Consider the following 20154-nt stretch of genomic DNA (forward strand, 5'->3'; position numbering starts at 1 on the left):
GTTCCCATCTTTACCCGTGTTTTTCCCAGGATATTCCCATCTTGTTCCTACCTTTGTCAGATATAGTGGTTCTGTGGAGGCATGAGAGGTGGCGCGCTCAACGTATGGTCTTCTGACGAAGGGAACACAGGACAGAAGGGATCGGCTGAAAACATGACGTGTGCAATGATAAGGGGCGTTGGTCGCATCTCGCAGCAAGGTACGTTCATTCTGAACATCAATAACCAAATACGTTCAGAACTAAACGCACTTGAACATAAATGTGTTATAATCAAGGAGGCAAAAAAAAAGAGGAACCCCCGCGCGCTACCTTGGTGTTCCATCTTTTTTGTTCGGGCCTCCAGAAAAGAAAGAAGGTCTACATCATGACGTAAACCACATGCTTCACTACCAGGTTCATCCGAGAGCAAACCACTTGAATCATTGAGCGTGATTCAGAAGGAAGCATATTTCCACTTTCTGGCAGATTATTCAATCTGTCGATAGTATAACACGCCCACAAAACTGCGTCAAATCTGCTTCCTTCTCTCCTATGAACCCGCCGCACTGCCCCTATATTCACTGCTTCTCGCTCTTCCTGAGAAGGAAGAGGCGAGATGTTTTGCCCAAAAATCACCAGTTGATAGATGTATCGTAGATTGGAGAGAAAGATCATGCAGGCTACTGACTATGCAACTCCAGTGCCCCCAACGAGTGATGCACAGGAGCGCCCCACCACTCTTCTTTATCAGAATTCCCCTGAAGGGATTCCTCTAGAGCGTGTTCATCCACTGATGCGCTCCCTTGTGGAGAGACTCATTTCAAAAACCATCGGAGGAGAACGCTTCTTGGACCATTTATTGCGTTATGCATCTCTTCATGAATCCAGCGATGTTGCGGTCATTGTCCTTCAGAGTATCAAGGCATTGGCTGCGTCAGATGAGTGGGAATGGGGCTTCATGACGACCCATAAAGTGATCCGCGTCCTGGAAGCCTTTGGCCTGCTTCGGCGTATCCGCCATCGAGATTCTATCGAGATCCACTTTTTCCTCGGAGAGCCTGACATTGAGCGCCCCCGCGCGATCGCCAATCTGAGCAAACTTCTCACTTCGCGCAACGCGAAGGTGCGCCAAGCCGCACAACGGGCAATGACATGTCTCAAACAGGGGAATCTTTTCTCCGGTGATCCGACGCAGAACGCTGTTGTCCTTCCACAGCAGGCGCTTGTGACGCAGGTCCTTGCAGGTCTCTTTCAGCTGCAAGGAGTGCATCAGATTGATCCTGGTCTGCTTTCTGAAGCGAGCCAACTGGTGGCTCACCTCTTGAACCCGAAACAGGTTGAGGCTCCAGTTGGGGAATTCGCCCAGGCATTGGGGAATTTTGTCCAGCATCCTGTACCATCCCCTCCTCGCAGATCTTGGAAGAACCGTACAGGATGCCACCAGAAAGGGAATTCAGCCCAACACGAGGGGAATTTTGAGCATGGTCAGGAAGAGGACGAGGCTCTTCCTGAAAAAGGAGAGAGGGGAGAGGGGAATTTTCTCTCGTCTGAATTCCCCTTCCCAAAAATGAGCGCGGTGCATCCTCTTCCTGAAGAGGGGAATTCGGTGCTGACTGCGAGCGTAAAGATTCCCCTTCAGGAAGCGAATTCCCCTCTTCCTGGCACAGAGGGGAATTCGGCAGTGCCAACGTTAAACGTAATAACATACTCTCAAGAGAGTGTAGAAAACGAGAACGTTACGCGCGAGGAGAATTCCCTTCGTGAGCAGCAAGGGAATTCTCTCGCTGAAGCAGTTGAAGGACATACGGCGAATAGAAAAGCCTATGTCCACTATCTGAGCGAGAATGATAAACGTACTATTCTCGCCGCGTTTATCTATACCCAACAGCAAATTCAGTCTCGGCAGTATAGCCGCAGACCGATTAATACCCCCGGAGCCTATTTTGATACCATGATGAAGGCCTGGGGCGCCACGAAATATGTCACCTATGAAACCGCCTGTGCTGCCTATCGGGACGCCTATGATGCCCAGCGTGGAGGAAGACAGAAACTGCCAGGTATTCCCTTCGACATCCAGGAGCTGGTACGCCGGTTCTGGGGGTGGTCCTACCAGGACATTGCGGTAGAGTTGCAGATCCACCCTCTGCCGACTCAGGTGAAGGATGAGCACGGCACCGCGCCGGCTTCGACACTGTGGACGAATCAGCCAGATGCCTTGGAGCCGCGTGTGCCGCATAGGTGGATGGATCAGAAAGAGGAGGCTCTTGCCCTCATCGAACGCATCAGGTGCGAGGCACCGACGGTTCCAGGTCTCAGTTATCAGATCAGCCAGGAACCACGGGCATATCGCATTCGGGGAACGGAACGGATGGTCTATCTGGTTGATGTGGTGATTGAGAACGTTCCTGATGTGTATGCTGAGGCTGCACAATGGCAGGAATACTACGAGAGTGTCCGTGAATAGGCTTTTCTAGCACAGGTATGGGGGAAAAACATGGAACCTACCAACCGCTTCGGTGGTGTGGGAGGGGGACAGAGACGAATCATTGGAGATCATCTGCCGTATTCTACTCCTGAAGGCGATGTGATAGAGGAGGATACGGGGAACATTCACTATCAGGGGACACCAGCGTTGCCACGGCGATCTGTGCCGACTCCAGCTTCCAGCACGTGTCCACGCTGCAAGGGAGCGGGCTATCTGCGCCTCGATGTGCCTTTTGGCCATCCCCATTTCGGTAGGCCGATTGCCTGTGAGTGCAAAGAAGCCGAACGCAAGGAGAAACGGCGTCAACACTTGCACGACCTGTCGAATCTCGACGCCTTCCATCGTCACACGTTCAGCACCTTCAACCCAAAGATTCCGGGCGTACGGGAAGCGTTTCAGGTCTCGGTCGAATATGCGCGCAATCCCGATGGCTGGCTGCTGCTGATCGGACCGAATGGTTGCGGCAAAACGCATCTGGCGGCCGCTATTGCCAACCAGAATCTTGACAACGGTTTGGTTGTGCTCTTCTCCGTCGTTCCCGATCTGTTGGACCATTTGCGCGCTGCCTTTGCCCCCAACGCAACGGAGGTCTTTGACCAGTTGTTTGCCAGGATGCGCGGGGCTGAGGTGCTGGTGCTGGACGATCTGGGGGCACAACAGAGTTCTCCCTGGGCCAACGAAAAGCTCTTCCAGCTCGTGAATTATCGCTATAACCAGAGTATGCCCACCATCATCACGGCGAATCCGCGCGGGCTGGATGCCCTGGATGAGCGAGTGCGCTCTCGCCTGGGCGATGTTAGTCTGGTCACCACGGTCACGATGCAGCATGTCAGAGATTATCGACCTTATAAGGTGGCGAGAAGGAATGTGCCATAAGGCTGCATGAGAAGAAAATGAGGATTTTTAGTTGAATATTAGAGAATCAGGCAGAAGACTATCTGGGAGGTGAAACGAAGGAAATGCTGTCCATGCAGTGGCTCACAGCCTGGGCGAGAGTGCGCCATACCTTTGTTGGCTGGTGACTGCTATCACGAACCTGGGGTCTTGCCAGATGGTGATGGAGGCCACATCAACCAGATGATGGACTCTGTTGATCGCGATCGATCTCTTGGCTGCAAGTAACATGTGTCCACGACTAGAAAGGAGATGGCCGTTCCCTCTGCTCTCGTCTGTTTCATCACGTAGGTCTTGCTCCGTGAATGTGGGCATACTCTTCACTACTCGCCCATCCAGCGGCCTGTCTCCTTCTTGCCATACACTGAGATGCTCACGAGAAAATACGCAAAAAAGCCAAGCGCCAGGCCAATTGCGTAGAGGCCAAAGAGGAGTTCACTTCTGAACAAGGCGGTGACGGCTGCACCGCCAATGGCGCTGATGACGGCGGCGATATCAGAGAGGGCCGCTACTCCCTCTTTGCGTCGCAGCGTCCGATAGGAGATCCACCCGACGACCAGACCAAAACAAATCGCTCCAATTCCGGCAAGTGTCGTTTCCATCGATCTCTCCTCCTGGGTGTATACATGCGTGCCTTTGACGACTCACTTCATGAGAGAGCATCAAAGATGTAAATTCGCAGAACAATAGGGTGTGTACGCTAGGCCAAGCAGGTTTCCTTTCGCGAGCAAATGTAATCGCATGTGCTGGAGTGCCTGGCCGACTGTCTTACCCGCTTGAAAAGCGGCGAAGAAGTGTTCGGCTGCCTCGGCTGCGATGTCTTGTTCGATAGAGATCTCTGTGCCAATCACGCCGGCAGCCGATGCCGTTGAGAAGGCATCGACAAAGTTGGCCAGCAGTTCTGGGGTCAGTTCCGCCGTATGGCAGCCGTTAATAAAGACCAATGGCGAGGTTTGTTCCCAATGTTGCTCCGGCCAGTCAGCGACCCGCCAGGTCGTGATATCGCTTGGCTGAAACCGTTCATCCATACCTACTTGCAGATAGGGAGTATGTTGGCTGGTTCCAACCAGTGACTCGCGGCCGCCATGACAATAGAAGTAGACGACCTCGACAGGGGCCGCTAAGGCCATCACCATTTCCTGGAGCGACGTGTGATCTTGCAGGGTGAACAGCGTGAGCTGCTCCTTCATTGTCTGGAGATGTTTTGCTGTGAGGTTTTGATCGAGCGACTGGCTTAGGCCTGCCACCAAAGTTGGTGGGCGGTTGGTCATGTGGATCAAGACGGGGAGGTTTCTGCCAGCAGACATAGAGGGAGGCTGCTCGATCACATGGCGAAATCCCCAGAACCCAAAGGGGCAGAGTGTATTCTTCGTCTGATGAAGATGTTCATAAGGGCATTGAGAGAGATCTGTGAAGCTTTGACGTTCGTTCCATGTGTCAAAGAGGGGGCAGATGTGATAGGGTCCCTGTGACGCAAGCGGTATATCATAGACCAAGGCCCAGGGGAAGGCCAGGGTACTACTCAGCGTGCGAGCAACTTGGATCGTCGCAGGGGCAAGCAAATTTTTTCTCCATTCCAACCTATCCTTCAGAAGGAGGGTCCAGAGTTGCCATCCGAGCGGTGCTAAATGTTCCAGATCGCGAAGAAAGGCCGCCTTCACTTTGGCATTGTTCCCATCAAGCCGGTTGCGTCGTTGTCGTTGACTTCCCAGCGCCCCACCATATTCTTCAAAGTGGACGTTGCGAAGTGCCTCTCGTGCCGCATCAACAGTGGTCCGGATTTGCCCCTCAGTTAAGTGAAACGCGAGGGGATCAGCGCCTTGACCATTGATAACAAGACGGTGGGAACCGTCGGCAGTATCATTGGTCAGGATATTCACTGTGCGAGGTGGAAGGAAACTGAGATCGCGGAGGTCAGAGGCCAATGTGTAATCAATAATGGAACTCTGACCTGCACCAGCCTGCTCTCTCTCGGCAATCTGTGCCGAGAGGAGTTGCGACTGTAGAAGGTTTTTTTGATAGTAGAGGGCAATACGTACTCTCGCTATTCGTGGTTGTGCTGGTGTTTGTATTGGGACGAACAGGTAAGGACGGCGTTCGTTTTCTCGGCAGTGGTGTTCTTTCCCTGGGGAACAATTACAGACCCAGCTTGGACCTAACTTGGGGAGAAACAGAGGATGGCGATGCAAAGGAATTCCCACATCGTCGCTTATCACAATCACTTCTAGCCAATATCCATGAGTCGTTGACGGGAGATGGGATACTGTTTGAAGCACGCTCTCATCGAGGAAAGGGCTAATATCCAGCCGAAGATCATAGGTCTTTCCTGTCTCCAGACTGGTCATCTTCGGTAGAAATATTTGATCTTTCTGCTTGACGATACACACATGCATGTAACGTTGCTGCGCCTCCTCGTCCGGCACGTTCTCTATCACGATGGCCAGGTGGGTTAGAGCTGTTTGCAGGATAGAGTTACCTCTTGCGATATGAAGCTCTTGCTCAACTGATCCGCTCGATTCATGCACTCCTCGCTCATGAATGGAGCGCTCCCTACATAGTAACGAAGCTATGGCGGCGAGGAAACACAAAGCGGCAGCGAGATAGAACGCGCTAGAGAGACTGGCTGTGAAGAGAGGCGAGATCAGATTTGGGAAGAACATGGATCCGAGAAGATGATCCCGATTCATTGGAGGGAGCGCTTGCAGCACGCTTGGCGGAAGCAGGGACACCATTGGATTGTAGCCCAAGAAGACGGCAAAGAGTGCTGCAAGCGGGGGCAAATGAGAGCTATTTTGGGCGACTGCTGTCGGGACGCCCGCCTGTGTCAATTCGTTGAAAAGCGTTGATGGCAACCCTGCTGCTAGCCCTGCCGTGATAATGCCGAAAAAACCACCAATGCTAATGAGAAACCCCAAGTCCTGGAAGGTTGCACGCATTACAGATGCTGCGCCGAAACGTTCACGGGGAACGCTATTCATGATCAAAAGGACATTTGGGAGGTTGAACATCCCCTGACCCAAGCCCAAGAGCAAAATCAGGATGACGAGCCAGATGGTGTTGGCATAAATGGGCAGTACTGTCAGCAACAAGAAACTCACCATCTGAATGAGCGCCCCGACCGTCGCGGAAAGATGCATGCGAGAGCGATTGAAGAGATAGCCACCGAAAGGAGCCAAAACGAAGCCGACCAGCAATGGGCACATATAGATACCAGCCCATAATGGTATTACTTTATAGGTATAGCCATGCAATGGTAACCAGATACCTTGTAGCCAGATGATGAGCAGAAACTGTAAGCCGCCACGGGTAAGACTTGCGAGAAAATTGCTTACGTTTCCAGCAGTGAATATCCGAATCTTAAAAAGGTTTAGTTGGAACAGGGTATTTTCTACATGGAACTCAATCCAGATAAAAACAGCCAACAGGATCACGCCGATAGTTACCGCTCCAATGGCTAGTGGATTGTCCCAGCCAACGGAACCGTTATATGGCTCAATCCCAGAGGTAATACCCAGTAGAAGAAGAGTCGCTCCCCCTATAAGGGGAATAGTGTCAGCCCTGTCCATTGTATGATTGCCGCCATTGGTGACGACCTCACGCAGCATTATATAAGCCCAGATAGTTCCTACAATACCAAGAGGTACGCTCACAAAGAAAACGAGCCGCCAGTCCACATATGCAAGAATACCACCTAGGATCAGTCCAATGATAACACCAAGCAAAGTGGTGATCGGGGGGATGCCTAGAGCAAGGCCACGCTCATTGACTGGCAATGCACCATTAATGATAGGCATGGTGTTTGCTAAAAGGAAACTAGAACCTATCCCCTGGATGAAGCGAAAGAGAATCAGTTCTAGTGCTCCAGTGTTACCTGTGCTAGGAGTCAACCAGAGAAGAATACTCCCAACAGTAAAGATCGCAAACCCCAGTTTATAGAGACGGACGTGTCCAAACAGAGCACCGATGCGCTCAAATGTGACCAGCAACAGTGCTAATACGGCTCTATACCCTATCAATATCCAAAGGAAATACATTGCTGCATTTGGTGAGAGAGGATTGATATGAATACCATTGAAGATAGCAGGGAGAGAAATGAGGATGATACTCTCTTGCATATTCGTCATAAAGCCACTCAGAGTAATATTTGTGAGTAGAACCCGTTTATAGCGCGGATCGATTGGCCCAGGCGTACGTGAATTTCCTTGGGCCATTTGCAGGGCGTCATGAGATGCAGAAGTCGTCTTCATTTCACCATTCAAATCCCTTCATCGAGCTAGCTGAATGGAATGAACGTCTTTCACAAACGAGTAGAATATCACCAGATACCATGGAATGTCTTCAGTTGAAGACAGGGAAGGAAGATCTTATACGGTTTCAGAAATGCGTCACTGCTCGAAGCTCCATCCAAGATTGTACGCTGTAATGTGAACATTTCAATTATGTTATAATTGAAATGTTCACATTACGTCTGTTGCTACTAGTGATTACACCGAGTCGTCCATCAGTACGAAACACGCGGTTCAGAAAATGAGGATGCTCTTACGGATGCATCCAGAATTTATTGTTATGTAAGCGCTCGGCTCTCTGTTGAGATAGAATTGAGATCGGATGGCTTGCTATTTCCCTTCTATGCGCCCATTCTTTGAGGCGATCCCTGATCAATGCCTACTCTGGAGCGCTCGAGTGGCGGCAGGCATATGCGCTGCGCAAGATCGACCACCGAACCAGCCAGCACGAGGGCCGCTTGAGAAAAGTACGTCTTCCTCTGTTCTTCTTTTTTGATATGTGGTTGAAGATTGGGTAGAAGCCAAATTGCGGGAGAGTTCCCATATGCCTCAAAGCAGGAGGTGAGGTCATGGACAACCATATCACCATCATGATCGCCCAAGATGGACGAGAGAAGCACTGGTACGCTCTATTGTACCGGTGCTTCCCTCGCCTCGGGCTTTTTTGTTGTTGTTTCTCTCTACCAGAGCGATTTTGCATCCATTCTCCCCTGCAATTATTTCCTCCCTATGACCGTGAGCATCGGCAGGATGGCGTGGAAGGTAGGGACATGCATCTCTCGTTGCTGCTGGTGATAGAGTTGTGCGAGATGTTCTGGGGTACTCACTCCTGTTTTGACAAGGAGTGGTTGCGCGCAGTTGAGCAGCAGGAGCAGATTGTCCTTCCACTCGTTATGCAGGGGAGCGCCATAGCTGTAGTTGATCACATGGGAGTGGCTGCGCGTGTCAGAGAACCCTGTCGAGAAGAGGAGCGGCTCCAACTCACAGAGAATCCCCACATGACGTACCCCTGATGAGAAGCCATGCCCTGAACGGTTCATCGCCTGAATCCACAGACTCCATAGTTCCTCATGTGCTGGCGCATTCGAGGAACCAGCCTCGAACTCAGTGAGACGCACCCATCCACCGGGGCGCACCATCCGGTAGCATGCTTGGAGCAACTGCGACCAGGCGTCTTTGGGGAGGACGTGGCTCAAGAAGTGCGCCGAAATGAGATCGAAAGAATGGTCGGGAAAGTCCGCGCCAAGCAGATCTGAGACCTGAAGAAATTGCACCGCGAGCCGACGCTCTCGTGCTTCTTGCTGGGCAATGGCGATCATGCTGTGGCTCGTATCGATACCGGTATAGGTGAAGCCGGGATAGGTGCGAGCCATTTCTAAGGACCAGGTGCCTGGTCCACAGGCAATTTCCAGCACATCTCGCATGCCTGTTCGTTCGGCATCAGTCAGTTCTGGGATGAGGCCGCCAATGGATTGTTTCACGAGCCGAAGCGTCTCCGAGAGATGCTCGATGTCAACAAGACTGTCCGGCCTGCGCTGTTGTATGAGGATCATACTCTTCTCTTTCTTCTCCATGCCACAACATCCAACTCCCGTTGGGATGGCAGGTCGCCAGATGCGTTGTCTGCTGCGGCTTCCCATGGTGATACAGGGTGACGGTGAGTTGGACAGGGGCTACTTCACTGTGCTTACAGGGGGAACGATCAAGGATAAGAACAGCCAAGGGTCTACGATAAGAGGTGAGCAACGCATGCAATTGCGCCCTTTGGGTTGGAGACCACTGCCAGAGGACAAAGGAAAAGAACAGCGTTGATACCCCATGACGCTCACTTCCAAGCAGATCTGGGAGGAGTGCTAATGCATCACCTGCAACCATCGGGATTGCGTCGGCGCGCGCGACTTCTATTGCTGTCTGGACGCGGAGGCGCAGGCCTGGATCATCGGGCGGCAGAAAAGCCATAATCCAGGCACGATCCTGCTCATCCTCGAATGCAAGCGGAGCAAGATCAATCCCCAGCCGCGACTGGACTGATGGAAGAAGGCCTCCCGGCGAGAAAAGCAGCGGACGGCCAGTGACCGTACAGGAGAGATCAAGGGCGGTGGAAACTGAGCTATAGTGCCAGATCTGATCCCGCTGGACATACAGGTAGGCGTATCTATCAAACAGGAGATTGAAGCCAGCGCCGGCCCCTGCCTCAATGAGCGAGAGCGGCTCTCCTATCCAGGAGGCTGCGACAGTAAGCGCAGGCAGAAGCAGGGCCGCACGGCCAGGATCGCTGTATTGTATTTCGCGTGTTCGCATCAGGTGGATGAGCTGTTGCCAATGCTGATCGCAAAAGGCGCGGAAGTGCCGATAGAGGCTCCGCTCCTCTGTGACACTCTCCGGAGACCATCCCGCCGTGCTGGCCTGATACCAGTCTGCCAGCGGATGGCGCGTGTCAGAGGTCGTCAGCAACCATTGCACACCTGCCAGGAGTAGAGCGGTCTTCTTCTGAGGCGGGGCGGCTATCTGCGCAAGCCATGAGAGCAACACCTCATCCTGGTACAGGGCAGAACAAAGCGCGCGATACACCGTGGACGTGCTGTACGCGCGCTCCACAAGGAGGCGAAACTGCTCTGTAAGCTCTCTGTTTTTACTCATAGATGTTCCTTCTTCTTTCTCTGGTCCATCCGCGTGCCTCACACACGCTTCCTCGGTGGTGTCGTGAAGCATGTTCACGCACCGATCCCCCCCACATAGCCACCGCTGATATTCCAAATGCATCCAGTACAAAATGGCCCTGTACTCAGAGTGACCATCACTTCTGCGATTTCCTCCGCTTCTCCCAGCCGGGCCAGGGGGACGCCGCGTCGTTGGAGTTCTAACTGCTCAGCCGTCTGTGGGTCGGTCTGAAATTCAGTAGCCAGGCGCTCCAGAAGCGGTTCGACCAGATTGGTTCGTGTCATTCCTGGGGCGACGGCATTCACCCGAACGTGCGGCGCTAATTCCCTGGCAAGGATCTTCGTCAGCGCGAGCAGTGCTGTTTTGGGTGAGGCATAGGCGGCAAGACCAGCATCTGGTTGTAACGCTTGATCAGACGCAGTAAAAAGGATGCTTCCTTCCGGCTGCTGCTGCATGCGCGGGATGATGGCCTGGCAAAGGGCGAGATGGGAAAAGAAATTGATCTCAAAGCTTTCTCGCCACTGCTCCTCTTTCAGCTCTTCAACGGTGCCGGTCACCAATTTCCCCGCATTGGACAACAGAATATCAATGCGTCGAAATGGCAGCAGCGCAGATGTAACCGTTTCGTGGATATCATCTGAAACAAGGTCAGCCACCACAGTGCTGACCGTACAGGTGGGGGAGGTGTGACGCAGATCGTGGACGAGGCAGGCAAGGGCCTCTTCCTGTTTGTCTATCAGCGCCAGGTCAGCACCTCGTTTCGCAAAGGCGAAAGCGCAAGCGCGACCGATGCCATTGGCTGCTCCCGTAATCAGCACTGTTTTGTGTTCCGCCATCACACCTCTCCTGCTGTTGTAAAGGGAAAAGAAAGAATCACAACCAGGAGTGGATCACGGCTGGATTGGTTTGTGAGGGCGATTTTGACGCCTCGTGGGAGAAAGGCATTGATCCCAAAGTTGTCCGTACCAAAACGTTCCTCAAGTCCCTCGACCGTGAGCGTGGCGTTGCCAAAGGGAACAAGGACATTCTGGTCGTATGCTTGTTCCAGGTAAGGATGAAGACGAGCGCCAGCGGGAAGTTCGAGAAGCGTGAACAGACCCCAGGCCCCTGCAAACAGCGCAGAGAGATCCACCTGGAGCAAACGCACTGGTTTGCTTGTCTGATGAAATGTCCCCTCTCGCAGATGATCTGGCAGCGATGTGAGGACGGTTGCCGGTCGCCGTTCTCCTTGTGGAGCTGCAACTTCAGTCACAAAAAAGGTGAGCGGTACAGTGCTCTCGGTATTGTGAATGCTGTGGAGCGTGCCGCGTGGAGCGATTACCAGATCCCCTGCCACCACACCTTCCTGAGTTCCATTCGTTTGAAGACATCCCTTCCCGGAGAGGAGGTAGTAGATCTCATCGGTGCCCTGGAGGTGTTCTCCCACACGCCCATGCGGAGCCACAGTGACCACTTCCAGGCTGCTCACTGCGCGTCCATAGTGTTTCATATGCCCTGGCGTCACGAGATTGAGATTGTAGACCGATCCCTCGCCATGTAACTGCTCAAATGTCAAACCTGCCTGGTACACACTCATTGCGTGCGGTGTAATGCACAATCCAGTAAATGGTGTTTGCATCGTCTCTTTTTTTCCTTTCCTTATGCTCTTGCGAGTGCGGACAGCCCAAAAAGCACTTCTTGATCTGACACATAGGCCATCGGGATCTGACCATGCATCACTGGACGCCCGAGATGCTCCAACAAGACCATTGCGTGATACCCTTCACGCGCAGGAAGCGCTCCCCGTTTATTGTCCTGCTTCATGATGCTGAGAAGCCTTTGGGGGGAGAGGGATGGGGGAAGTGTTGTCGGTGCCCCATTCTGTTCCACCAGCTCATACAGGTACCGAACCTCTTTGTCACTCTGTAGCCCTCGGGCGCGGGAGATGTGGGCCGAGGCCAGTAAGCCGAGGACGATAGCAAAGCCATGAGGCAACCTTCCAGGCATTTCTAGAAGATCATGGCGCGTCCAGCTCTCTTGTCCAGAAATGCCAGCCTCCATATGCATTTCGGTTGCTGCTGCTTCTATTGCGTGTCCAATGGGGGCATGGCCTGCTTCCAGGACTAAGGCTGTGCCTTTCTCAAAGGCATCGTCTTGCATGACTTGCTGTTTCGCCTGAACACTCCAGGCGAGAATTTGGGCATAGTCCTGGATGGTATAGCCGGCATCGGCTTTGAGGAACGCTTTGACCGGGTGGAAGAGGTCTGGGCGGATGGCGACGACGTTTTTAATGAGTTCGCATACTCCTGAGCGAATCTCCGTAGCTGGCAACGATTGCCAGTACGAGAGGTATTCGAGGACAAATTGGGGGGCAAGATAGTTTCCCACTAAATTTTTGATCAGCATCGTGCCGACATATTCGTTGACTCCTTGCTTGAGAGACAAGACGCTGTCTGTACCAGCAAGCAACGTCGTTGGAATATGGACGAGGCGAATACCCCGTGTGAGGAGTAGGGCGGCAAGCCCGGTAATATTGCCAATGGTTCCACCTCCCAGTGCCACAAAGCAGGATTGTTGTGTTCCTCCCCCATTGGCTCGCGCTGCTCGCCAAATGGATCGTGCGGTCTCAATCGTCTTCTGCCGTTCATCGGCAGGAATAGCGAGCTGTAAGGTCGGGGCAACCTGACACAATGCCTCATAGATTGGCTGGACCATCTCCTGTGGGAGGTGAGCATCAGCGACCAGGGTGATATGATCTGCGTGCAATGCGCGAAAAAGCAAGCGGAATTCTTGCCAGTCTGGTGCTTCTCGGACCAGGATCGGATACCCATAGGGCACCCCTTTTCCTCGCACATCAAAGCGATGTTGTTCACGTTGCGTGAGGATCATTCTCTCGTTCCTTTCCTCTCCAGAGAGCTACAGAGACGCTTCCAACCAGATGGGATGCTGAGCAGCAAGAACATGATCAAGTAGGGCTGATGGAGAGATCATTCGCTGCTCCTTTCCTCCTGGAGAGACACGATGATTTTTCCAGCTGCTTGCTGAGAGAGCAGCCGACCCAGCCCGCGTTCTTTCAGGGCCGTAAAGGGAATCGTCTCGACCACAAGACGGGAAGCAAGGTCGCTCGACGCGAGCAGAGCAAGGGCGGCAGGAAGATCGTGCTGGCAGCAATGTCCATTCGTCGTGATGATATTTTTTTCGCTCACAATGGCCGATCCCAGTGGTAGTAGGACCGGCCCCTTTGGGATGCCCACAAGCAGGAGGGTGCCCCCCTTCCTGACCGATGCCAGCGCCTGCGGAATGCTGGTCGCTGTGCCCGCCGCATCGATGGCAAGAGCAACACCCTGGCCACCTGTCATCATCTCTATCATGTCGTGAGCAGAACGCTGTCTGGCATGGACGGCAAGAGCGCCGCAGTGCTCGGCCCAGGCGAGCTTGCTGTCCTCAAGATCAACGGCAAGAATCCGGTGGTGCCCACGTCCAGCGAGGACAGCAAGGATCAGACTGCCAATCCCCCCAACTCCAAAGATGGCAATTGTTTCGTTCCCCGTGAGCGCTGCACGCGAAATGGCGTGCAAGGCAATAGCGAGCGGTTGTCCGAGGACTGCTACCTCATCAGGACAGGTACTTGGCACGACGACACACATCTTGGCGGGAAAACAGGCATACTCGGCAAGCCCGCCGTGATCCTGTATCCCATAGAGGAAGTACTCATCGCAGATATTCGTCCGTCCGCTCAGGCAGGCGTCACAGTGCCCACACCACCACCCAGCTCCCGGCACTACACGTTCTCCAAGCCTGGGAGCGGTGACGCCTTCGCCAACTGCTACCACCTGCCCGACGATTTCGTGCCCCAGGATAATGGGACCAGGTCTTCTTGGTGGACGTGAGGGATGGGCAACATGCTGAGCATCGGTCCCACATAGCCCGACGAGCGAGACGTGGAGCAGCACCTCCCCTGCTTTCGGCGGGCCGGGTTTAGCAACCTCCTGGAGGCGAAGATCATTGGCTCCATACACAAGGGCCGCTTTCATTATGATCGCTCCTTTCTCGATACGTGTGGGGGAAGCGTTGAAGCTGCAAGGGATGGCATAGCAGGCAGCACAGATGAGGCAAACAGCGCGATGAATAAGGACACCAGGCTGATCAGCGTGAAACAGGTGAATGACAGCGCAAATCCCCCTCCCTGGCTCAGGAGAATCCCAATGAGCGCAGGCCCGCCTGCTGAGCCTGGAGAGGACAGGAGCGAAACAATGCCCTGAGCGGTAGCAGGCCTCCATGCGGTGATTTGTCCCTCATAGGAAGCCTGTTGGAAGACGCCAGCATACGGAAGCGTCGTCCCGATGCTGAAGAGAATCAGCCCGATGATCGCCAACCAGAGCAACGAAGCACGTCCCGATCCCACCAACATGGATAAGCCAGAGGTGGCCAGCGCCGTCCCGACAAGGATCAACTGACTGGAGGCAACGCCATGGGCCAGCAGCCATCCCCCAAGTGGGCGGGTCATCATGCCAATGAGCAGCGTCAGTGCTCCGAGCAGAATTGCCTGATCCATGGGCATGCCCTGATCGCGCATGAAATACGTTGGAAGCCACGGGGCCAGCGCCTGACCAAGCCCCAAGGTTCCTAAATGGACCAGTCCCAATGTCCCCAGGATGCCAACCCGCCTTCTCAGCAGCGCTCTTGTCTGCGTGCTCGGAAGCGATGGGAGGGGAAGAAACTGCAAGCACGACCAACTTACCCCGGCCAGGATCGCGAGACACCCCCACAGCAAGAAGGCATTTTCCCATTTTTGGACGACCTCCATGCGAGGCGTCAGAAAAATACCCAACGCTGCCCCCAACTGCATGCCTCCACCAAAAAGCCCCTGCCAGAGTGGAGCCTGTGGTCCCATCCTGCTCGCCGTTTGAGAAGCGGCGACAATGGCAGTTCCAGCAGCACCTCCCACCACTGCCCGGCACAACAGCACCCAGGAGAGCGTCGGATACAAACCGAGTAGGCAATTGCCCAGCCCAACGATGAGCAAGGCATGGGCCAGAACGCGCTGCGGCCCAAAGCGATCGGAAAGTGTTCCCCCGAGTAAATAGGACACCCCGATCATGGCATAGAGGAACAGCGAGAGCAGCCCCATCCCGGCCTCATTCGTCTGCAAATCGGCCGCCATATCGTGAACTATCGATCCGTAATTTGTAAAGTTTTGCGAGATGACGATGGCGGCCAGCAAGACCGCTCCAAGCCGCAATATCAAGAGGCTTTTTGCTTGGATGGAGGCAAGATGTATATCCACATTTCCAACAGGCAACCCAAGACGATCGAGCATCATTCCACCTCCTTCTTGTCAGAGAGGTGGAATGTCGGTTGGCGAACATCCTTGGAAGCAAATGCCGCCAGGATCGACCAATCCATCTGATGCCATCCCGCGTCCATCGCGTCACGTAAGTGTTGCTTTGCCAATTGAAGAGTGGGTAAATGCAATCCTAACCGCTCTGCCATCGCTTCAATGAGCAGGACATCCTTCATACCTAACATCGTCGGAAAGAGTGCCGGCTCAAAGGTTCCTGTGCCGATCATGTTGCCATATTCTTGATAGACGGGGCAATCGAAGATGCCATCAGCCACAATCGTAAAGAATTGTCTGCTATCGATCCGATAGCATTCCAAGATTCCCGAGGCTTCCCCCATTGCTTCTAGGGCACTGATGATCAGAAAATTGTTGAGCAATTTCAGTACGCAGGCAATTTCAGCACGATCGCCCACCTCGTGGATAGACCCAACATGCGAGAGCATGAGACGCACACGCTCCCAAACAGTAGGCTGTCCTGAGAGCAGGACCGTCAATTGCCCGGCCTGTGCCAGATTTGGACGGCCAAGCACCGGCGCTGAAAGATACGTTGCCCCACGCTGAGCATAACGATGCTCAAACTGCTCTGCCAGGCTGGGCGCAATTGTACTCATGGATACATGCACACCGCCAGGGCCAAGATGTGCAAGGATACCATCCTTCCCTTCTACGATGTGGATGAGCGCCACATCATCGGGCACCATAGAGAAGACAATGCCTCCTGGCTCAACCACCTCCTGGAGCTGCTCTCGCTGCTCGGCCCCAAACTGGGCGAGGGAAGCCGCTCGCTGTGGATCAAGGTCATAGGCTCGCATATGAAAACCGGCGGTGAGCAGATGTTGTGCAATGGGGAAGCCCATCTTTCCCAGGCCAACAAAGCCAATCGTGTTGGAGGCAAGCACAGGAAGAGGTGATGTCATAGTATGCTCCTTTTTGCCGAAAAAACAGGAATAAACAGTAATTTATGAATATCATAGGAATATAAAAAATTATGACAACAATGCTCTGACGAGAGATAGGGGCATAGCTGTCGCAGAAGAGCATCTATGCGCGATTCGCAATGATGCTCTTCGTGTTTCGAGCAGGAGAACTGCTGTGTCTCTTTTCATGGCCTGCTCTCTCTTCTTTGCTTATGCCGAAACACGCTCGGTTTCCTGCTCGATCTTCTGGACAAAAGCAAGGAGTGCTGTTTTGAAATGAGTAGCCTCTTCGCGAAAAGGCATATGAGCGCTGTGCTCGAAAAGGATCAGTTCGTTCCCAAGTCTCTCGGCCTGCGCACGAGCAATCTGGAGCGGCACTTGTTGGTCATAGGCCCCATGGATGACCGTCGTTGGATGCTGCTGCAAAAATACTTCAGGGGCAATGGATGCCGCAGGAATCAAGGCCGGTGTGATTTGACGCCTCATGAGCATGTGCGCAAGATGCATAAAAAAGTCCTGAAATTCTTCGTCTATGAGCGGTTGTCGGGTCAGGATACGGGTGGCTTCACGGCAGGCGAGAGCTTGCTTCTCTGATTGGTCAGCAAAGAGATGCTGGAGCATTGCGATGCGCGGGTGTGTTGGAGCGAAGACCTCTGCTCCGAAATTGAGCGAGGTTCCAACCAGGACCAGTCCCGCCTGCTGCTGCAAGAGTCTGGCGCGCAAATGCTCCTGCATCAGTGCTGCCCCATAGAAGAGGCCGCTCATCGACCAGATGACATGTACAATTGGCCTCCTTTGGAGCCGATAGCGCTCTCGGACCATCTCGATGCTGGCGACATAGTCTTCGATCCTGACCGGCCGCGAATCCGCTGGCCCAGAGGCTCCATGCCCAGGAAGATCCCAGGTATAGCAATCACACGCTGCTGCAATCTCTTGAAGGATCGGTCCCCAACACCCGTGCCACATGCCTCCGCCATGTGAAAAGAGCAACGCTGGACCATGCCCGTGACGCTCGTATGCTTGACTGTAAATGGAAATACTCACGCTTCTCCTCCTTTGATGAATACAGCACAATCTTTCTCAACACATGCGTAGCAGCGTACGTCTGGTGTTGTACAAACGGCAAAGCATCATACGCTCGTCTCTACCTCATGAAGGGAGGTGGATAAGTTGCCATCCTCTCCTTGTTGTGTTGTGGCGTCATCCCTTCCCTCATTGAGCCAGAACAGGAGATGTTTTCCATAGAGACCCTTCCCTGGTGGCACAAGCACTTGGGGATGAACATACAGTCCCAGAAATGCTTTCGCGGCTGGCGCTCTTCGGAGCAATTTCGTCGTGTGGAGCAGGATCGGAAGTTCCTCTGGACCATACAAATGAATCACTGATCCATTGCTTTCATCAAGAGCGTTTGCCTGGGTCATGACATACGACAGATGGCCGATATCGATGCCATCCAGGTGGTCGAGTGGTTTTCTCGTCACTGCTTTTCTACTTTGGACGGCCTGTTCTGGTTGTGCGAGAGCCACGACGGTGCCCAGCAGCGCAGACCAGGCGGGATGCGCTGTCAGCACGTCCAGCATGTTGCTTCGCACGTGGCGTTCACCACACCCAATCCAGTGGCGCAAGAGTTCTTTGAGCGGCGAGAGGGGAGACACTACCCGGACTGTCGCCCCTTGTGGGGCCATCCTGGTAAAGAACGTGGTGATGGCCGTCGCTCGCCGCTCCACGGCATCGAACCACTGCAGCATGAGATGCGGATCAAAGAGGCCGGCCTCGTACACTGAGAGAGCAAACAACCAATATTCTATAGTTGGGATGTGAAAGTGAATCACCATCTGTCGGTTGGGAGGAAGAGCCTGGCGGAGAAAGCTCGTGAAGCGTCGAAGCGTCTCAATTTCGTAGGGATGGAGCTGTGGATTGATCTGAATGCGTGTAATCGGACTGTCAATCGCTGCCATTTCATACGCATTCGTCAGATGATGGCTGGTGTGACGCCGGGTATGGACCAGGACGGAGGAAGCTCCAAATAAACACATCCCGATGGTGATCACTTGACAGGCTGGATCAAAACGCTCTTGGCTCATCGGTGGCATTGCCTGTTTCTGTCCATCCAATTGGCGTGGGGCGAGGAAACAGGGATGCACATACCAGGTAGCAGCACGCTCCGGAATGGAGAGTTCGATGAAACAATTGCCCGAGAGCGTATGGGTGATGTGCGCCTGGCCCAAGCACACCTGCGGTGCGAGGACACCAGCGCGTTGTACCGCACTCAGGAGTCGCACTGCCTTGTTTGCGGCCTTGTTTGCACCTGCATGGAACTCCACAGGAGATGATCCGAAAAGCAACCGTTGCTTTACATCGCCTGTTCTTAGTATCGACAACGGAATGAGTGGCGTTTCATGATGCATGTCCTGTTTCTCCTCCTGGTGTTGCGTGTCGCTGTTCTGGCATAGCGAGCAGTCGCTGAGCAAGTTGGTGGATCGTGGGATTGTGTGCCAACAGCTCGTGATCGAGTGGCACTTCTTCGCGAGCCGCGAGCTGGATAAAATGCTCGATGAGGACGGTGCCAATGGCGGAATCCTGATCAATGTGAGCGTCTCCGACGATTTCTCGGAGCAGGGACATAAGCAGGTGTTCGAGTGCGGTCGTATCAGGCTCCTTGTGCAGTGACATGGCGTCCTTCTCCTCTTGGCAGCATCCTGGGTGCTCGCCTGGCCTCTTCCTGGAAAGATGCGAGGCAGGCATCTCGATTTTCAGCTTGTTGTGTTGTATTGGTGAGATCAGCCAGTGTGTGACAGCGTGATCCGTCAGAGAGTGTCGTTCCCGAAAGCGAAAACACACGGGAGAGGTGCCCTTTCAGGACGTGGGCGTGCCACAGGGAGGCTTCCGCAAGATTGGCCTGCAGGAGCGTCGCGCCACGCATCTCTGCACGTTCGAGAGTGGCCCCCTGCACCTCTCCATTGGTGAGTGTGGCTCCTGTAAGATCTGCTTGGATCAGCTGGGCATCGCGTAGATCAATGCGGGACAGGTTTGCCCTGGCAAGACGGGCATCCGCCAGATCAGCCCCGCGAAGGTTTGCTCCAGTCAGATTGGCATCATCCAGATCCGCGCGTTCAAGCTGTGCGCCGCTCAGATCGATCCCTCCCAGATCGACTCCGCTCAGATCGGCATCCCACAGCCCGATCGTCACGCCAGTCGCCTGCCACATCCCCCGACTATCCATATATCCTCCCTGGATCAGGTGCAGATCGCTGAGATAGGCAATGACCAGTCTGCGATGAGGTGCATCAACTTCCTTGAGGACGTTCAGTGTGCGTGCATGCGCAATATCGCTCACCTCCATGCCTGGAAACGATTGCCTGAGGTGGTGCTCAAGGAGCAGCGTGTCAATCTGTTGAGAATATTGCTCTAGGACGCTTTCTTGCGCGTGGACGTGCACAGTGATGATGCTCTGCCTGCTCATATGTAAGAAGATCATCCAGATCGTGCCATACCACAGCAGCAGAGGAATGAGGAGCAGCGAAAGCCACTGCCAGACTGTTTTTCCAGCGAGACGCTGCTCCGTCCAGGAGACATGTGTCAATGGTTGATCGCTCACTCTGATTTCC

16 protein-coding genes are annotated in these 20154 nt (G+C 53.7%); 2 read left to right on the top strand and 14 right to left on the bottom strand.

Annotated elements, in window-relative coordinates; genetic code table 11:
• Positions 1-827: 827 nt before the first annotated feature.
• Positions 828-2444, top strand: a complete 1617-nt coding sequence (locus tag K3T83_RS54140; protein WP_220211442.1) for a hypothetical protein — start codon at positions 828-830, stop codon at positions 2442-2444.
• Between the two features lie 30 nt (positions 2445-2474).
• The gene (locus K3T83_RS54145) at positions 2475-3341 is read left to right on the top strand and encodes an ATP-binding protein (protein WP_220211443.1); all 867 of its coding nucleotides are present in this window, start codon (positions 2475-2477) and stop codon (positions 3339-3341) included.
• 341 nt (positions 3342-3682) lie between these two features.
• Here the strand turns inward: K3T83_RS54145 and K3T83_RS54150 are convergent, their stop codons facing one another.
• The 14 genes from K3T83_RS54150 to K3T83_RS54215 all read right to left on the bottom strand — a co-directional run bounded on the left by K3T83_RS54150 (position 3683) and on the right by K3T83_RS54215 (position 20144).
• Complete coding sequence (locus K3T83_RS54150) at positions 3683-3961, bottom strand: hypothetical protein (RefSeq protein WP_220211444.1); 279 nt, start codon at positions 3959-3961, stop codon at positions 3683-3685.
• Between the two features lie 60 nt (positions 3962-4021).
• On the bottom strand, positions 4022-7606 hold the full coding sequence (locus K3T83_RS54155; RefSeq protein WP_220211445.1) for an MFS transporter: 3585 nt from the start codon (positions 7604-7606) through the stop codon (positions 4022-4024).
• A 755-nt stretch (positions 7607-8361) separates the two neighbouring features.
• Complete coding sequence (locus K3T83_RS54160) at positions 8362-9198, bottom strand: class I SAM-dependent methyltransferase (RefSeq protein WP_220211446.1); 837 nt, start codon at positions 9196-9198, stop codon at positions 8362-8364.
• The gene (locus K3T83_RS54165) at positions 9158-10285 is read right to left on the bottom strand and encodes a DUF2332 domain-containing protein (RefSeq protein WP_220211447.1); all 1128 of its coding nucleotides are present in this window, start codon (positions 10283-10285) and stop codon (positions 9158-9160) included. Before K3T83_RS54165 ends, K3T83_RS54160 begins: the two co-directional genes overlap by 41 nt.
• 74 nt (positions 10286-10359) lie before the next feature.
• Complete coding sequence (locus tag K3T83_RS54170; RefSeq protein ID WP_220211448.1) at positions 10360-11142, bottom strand: SDR family NAD(P)-dependent oxidoreductase; 783 nt, start codon at positions 11140-11142, stop codon at positions 10360-10362.
• A complete protein-coding gene (locus K3T83_RS54175) occupies positions 11142-11924 on the bottom strand; it encodes a cupin domain-containing protein (RefSeq protein WP_220211449.1) in 783 nt (260 codons plus the stop codon). Before K3T83_RS54175 ends, K3T83_RS54170 begins: the two co-directional genes overlap by 1 nt.
• A gap of 20 nt (positions 11925-11944) precedes the next feature.
• Complete coding sequence (locus tag K3T83_RS54180) at positions 11945-13174, bottom strand: 3-dehydroquinate synthase family protein (RefSeq protein WP_220211450.1); 1230 nt, start codon at positions 13172-13174, stop codon at positions 11945-11947.
• A 98-nt stretch (positions 13175-13272) separates the two neighbouring features.
• Positions 13273-14319 carry a zinc-dependent alcohol dehydrogenase gene (locus tag K3T83_RS54185; RefSeq protein WP_220211451.1) on the bottom strand — a complete coding sequence of 349 codons (1047 nt, stop codon included), beginning with the start codon at positions 14317-14319 and terminating at the stop codon, positions 13273-13275.
• Complete coding sequence (locus K3T83_RS54190; RefSeq protein ID WP_220211452.1) at positions 14319-15608, bottom strand: MFS transporter; 1290 nt, start codon at positions 15606-15608, stop codon at positions 14319-14321. Before K3T83_RS54190 ends, K3T83_RS54185 begins: the two co-directional genes overlap by 1 nt.
• Positions 15605-16546: an NAD(P)-dependent oxidoreductase gene (locus K3T83_RS54195; protein ID WP_220211453.1), complete on the bottom strand. Its 942-nt coding sequence runs from the start codon at positions 16544-16546 to the stop codon at positions 15605-15607. The genes K3T83_RS54190 and K3T83_RS54195 overlap by 4 nt, the downstream gene beginning before the upstream one ends.
• 210 nt (positions 16547-16756) lie before the next feature.
• On the bottom strand, positions 16757-17590 hold the full coding sequence (locus K3T83_RS54200) for an alpha/beta fold hydrolase (RefSeq protein WP_220211454.1): 834 nt from the start codon (positions 17588-17590) through the stop codon (positions 16757-16759).
• 86 nt (positions 17591-17676) lie between these two features.
• Entirely contained in the window at positions 17677-18954 is a 1278-nt protein-coding gene (locus K3T83_RS54205; RefSeq protein ID WP_220211455.1) for a hypothetical protein, read from the bottom strand.
• On the bottom strand, positions 18944-19219 hold the full coding sequence (locus K3T83_RS54210) for a hypothetical protein (protein ID WP_220211456.1): 276 nt from the start codon (positions 19217-19219) through the stop codon (positions 18944-18946). The genes K3T83_RS54205 and K3T83_RS54210 overlap by 11 nt, the downstream gene beginning before the upstream one ends.
• Positions 19197-20144, bottom strand: a complete 948-nt coding sequence (locus tag K3T83_RS54215; protein WP_220211457.1) for a pentapeptide repeat-containing protein — start codon at positions 20142-20144, stop codon at positions 19197-19199. Before K3T83_RS54215 ends, K3T83_RS54210 begins: the two co-directional genes overlap by 23 nt.
• Positions 20145-20154 lie beyond the last annotated feature (10 nt).

The organism is Reticulibacter mediterranei, assembly GCF_016587455.1.

Excerpts from the sequence above, each read along its gene's own strand:
- K3T83_RS54145 (WP_220211443.1), top strand. The coding sequence starts at position 2,475 with ATGGAACCTACCAACCGCTTCGGTGGTGTGGGAGGGGGACAGAGACGA.
- K3T83_RS54150 (WP_220211444.1), bottom strand. The coding sequence starts at position 3,961 with ATGGAAACGACACTTGCCGGAATTGGAGCGATTTGTTTTGGTCTGGTC.
- K3T83_RS54155 (WP_220211445.1), bottom strand. The coding sequence starts at position 7,606 with ATGAAGACGACTTCTGCATCTCATGACGCCCTGCAAATGGCCCAAGGA.
- K3T83_RS54160 (WP_220211446.1), bottom strand. The coding sequence starts at position 9,198 with ATGATCCTCATACAACAGCGCAGGCCGGACAGTCTTGTTGACATCGAG.
- K3T83_RS54165 (WP_220211447.1), bottom strand. The coding sequence starts at position 10,285 with ATGAGTAAAAACAGAGAGCTTACAGAGCAGTTTCGCCTCCTTGTGGAG.
- K3T83_RS54170 (WP_220211448.1), bottom strand. The coding sequence starts at position 11,142 with ATGGCGGAACACAAAACAGTGCTGATTACGGGAGCAGCCAATGGCATC.
- K3T83_RS54175 (WP_220211449.1), bottom strand. The coding sequence starts at position 11,924 with ATGCAAACACCATTTACTGGATTGTGCATTACACCGCACGCAATGAGT.
- K3T83_RS54180 (WP_220211450.1), bottom strand. The coding sequence starts at position 13,174 with ATGATCCTCACGCAACGTGAACAACATCGCTTTGATGTGCGAGGAAAA.
- K3T83_RS54185 (WP_220211451.1), bottom strand. The coding sequence starts at position 14,319 with ATGAAAGCGGCCCTTGTGTATGGAGCCAATGATCTTCGCCTCCAGGAG.
- K3T83_RS54190 (WP_220211452.1), bottom strand. The coding sequence starts at position 15,608 with ATGATGCTCGATCGTCTTGGGTTGCCTGTTGGAAATGTGGATATACAT.
- K3T83_RS54195 (WP_220211453.1), bottom strand. The coding sequence starts at position 16,546 with ATGACATCACCTCTTCCTGTGCTTGCCTCCAACACGATTGGCTTTGTT.
- K3T83_RS54205 (WP_220211455.1), bottom strand. The coding sequence starts at position 18,954 with ATGCATCATGAAACGCCACTCATTCCGTTGTCGATACTAAGAACAGGC.
- K3T83_RS54210 (WP_220211456.1), bottom strand. The coding sequence starts at position 19,219 with ATGTCACTGCACAAGGAGCCTGATACGACCGCACTCGAACACCTGCTT.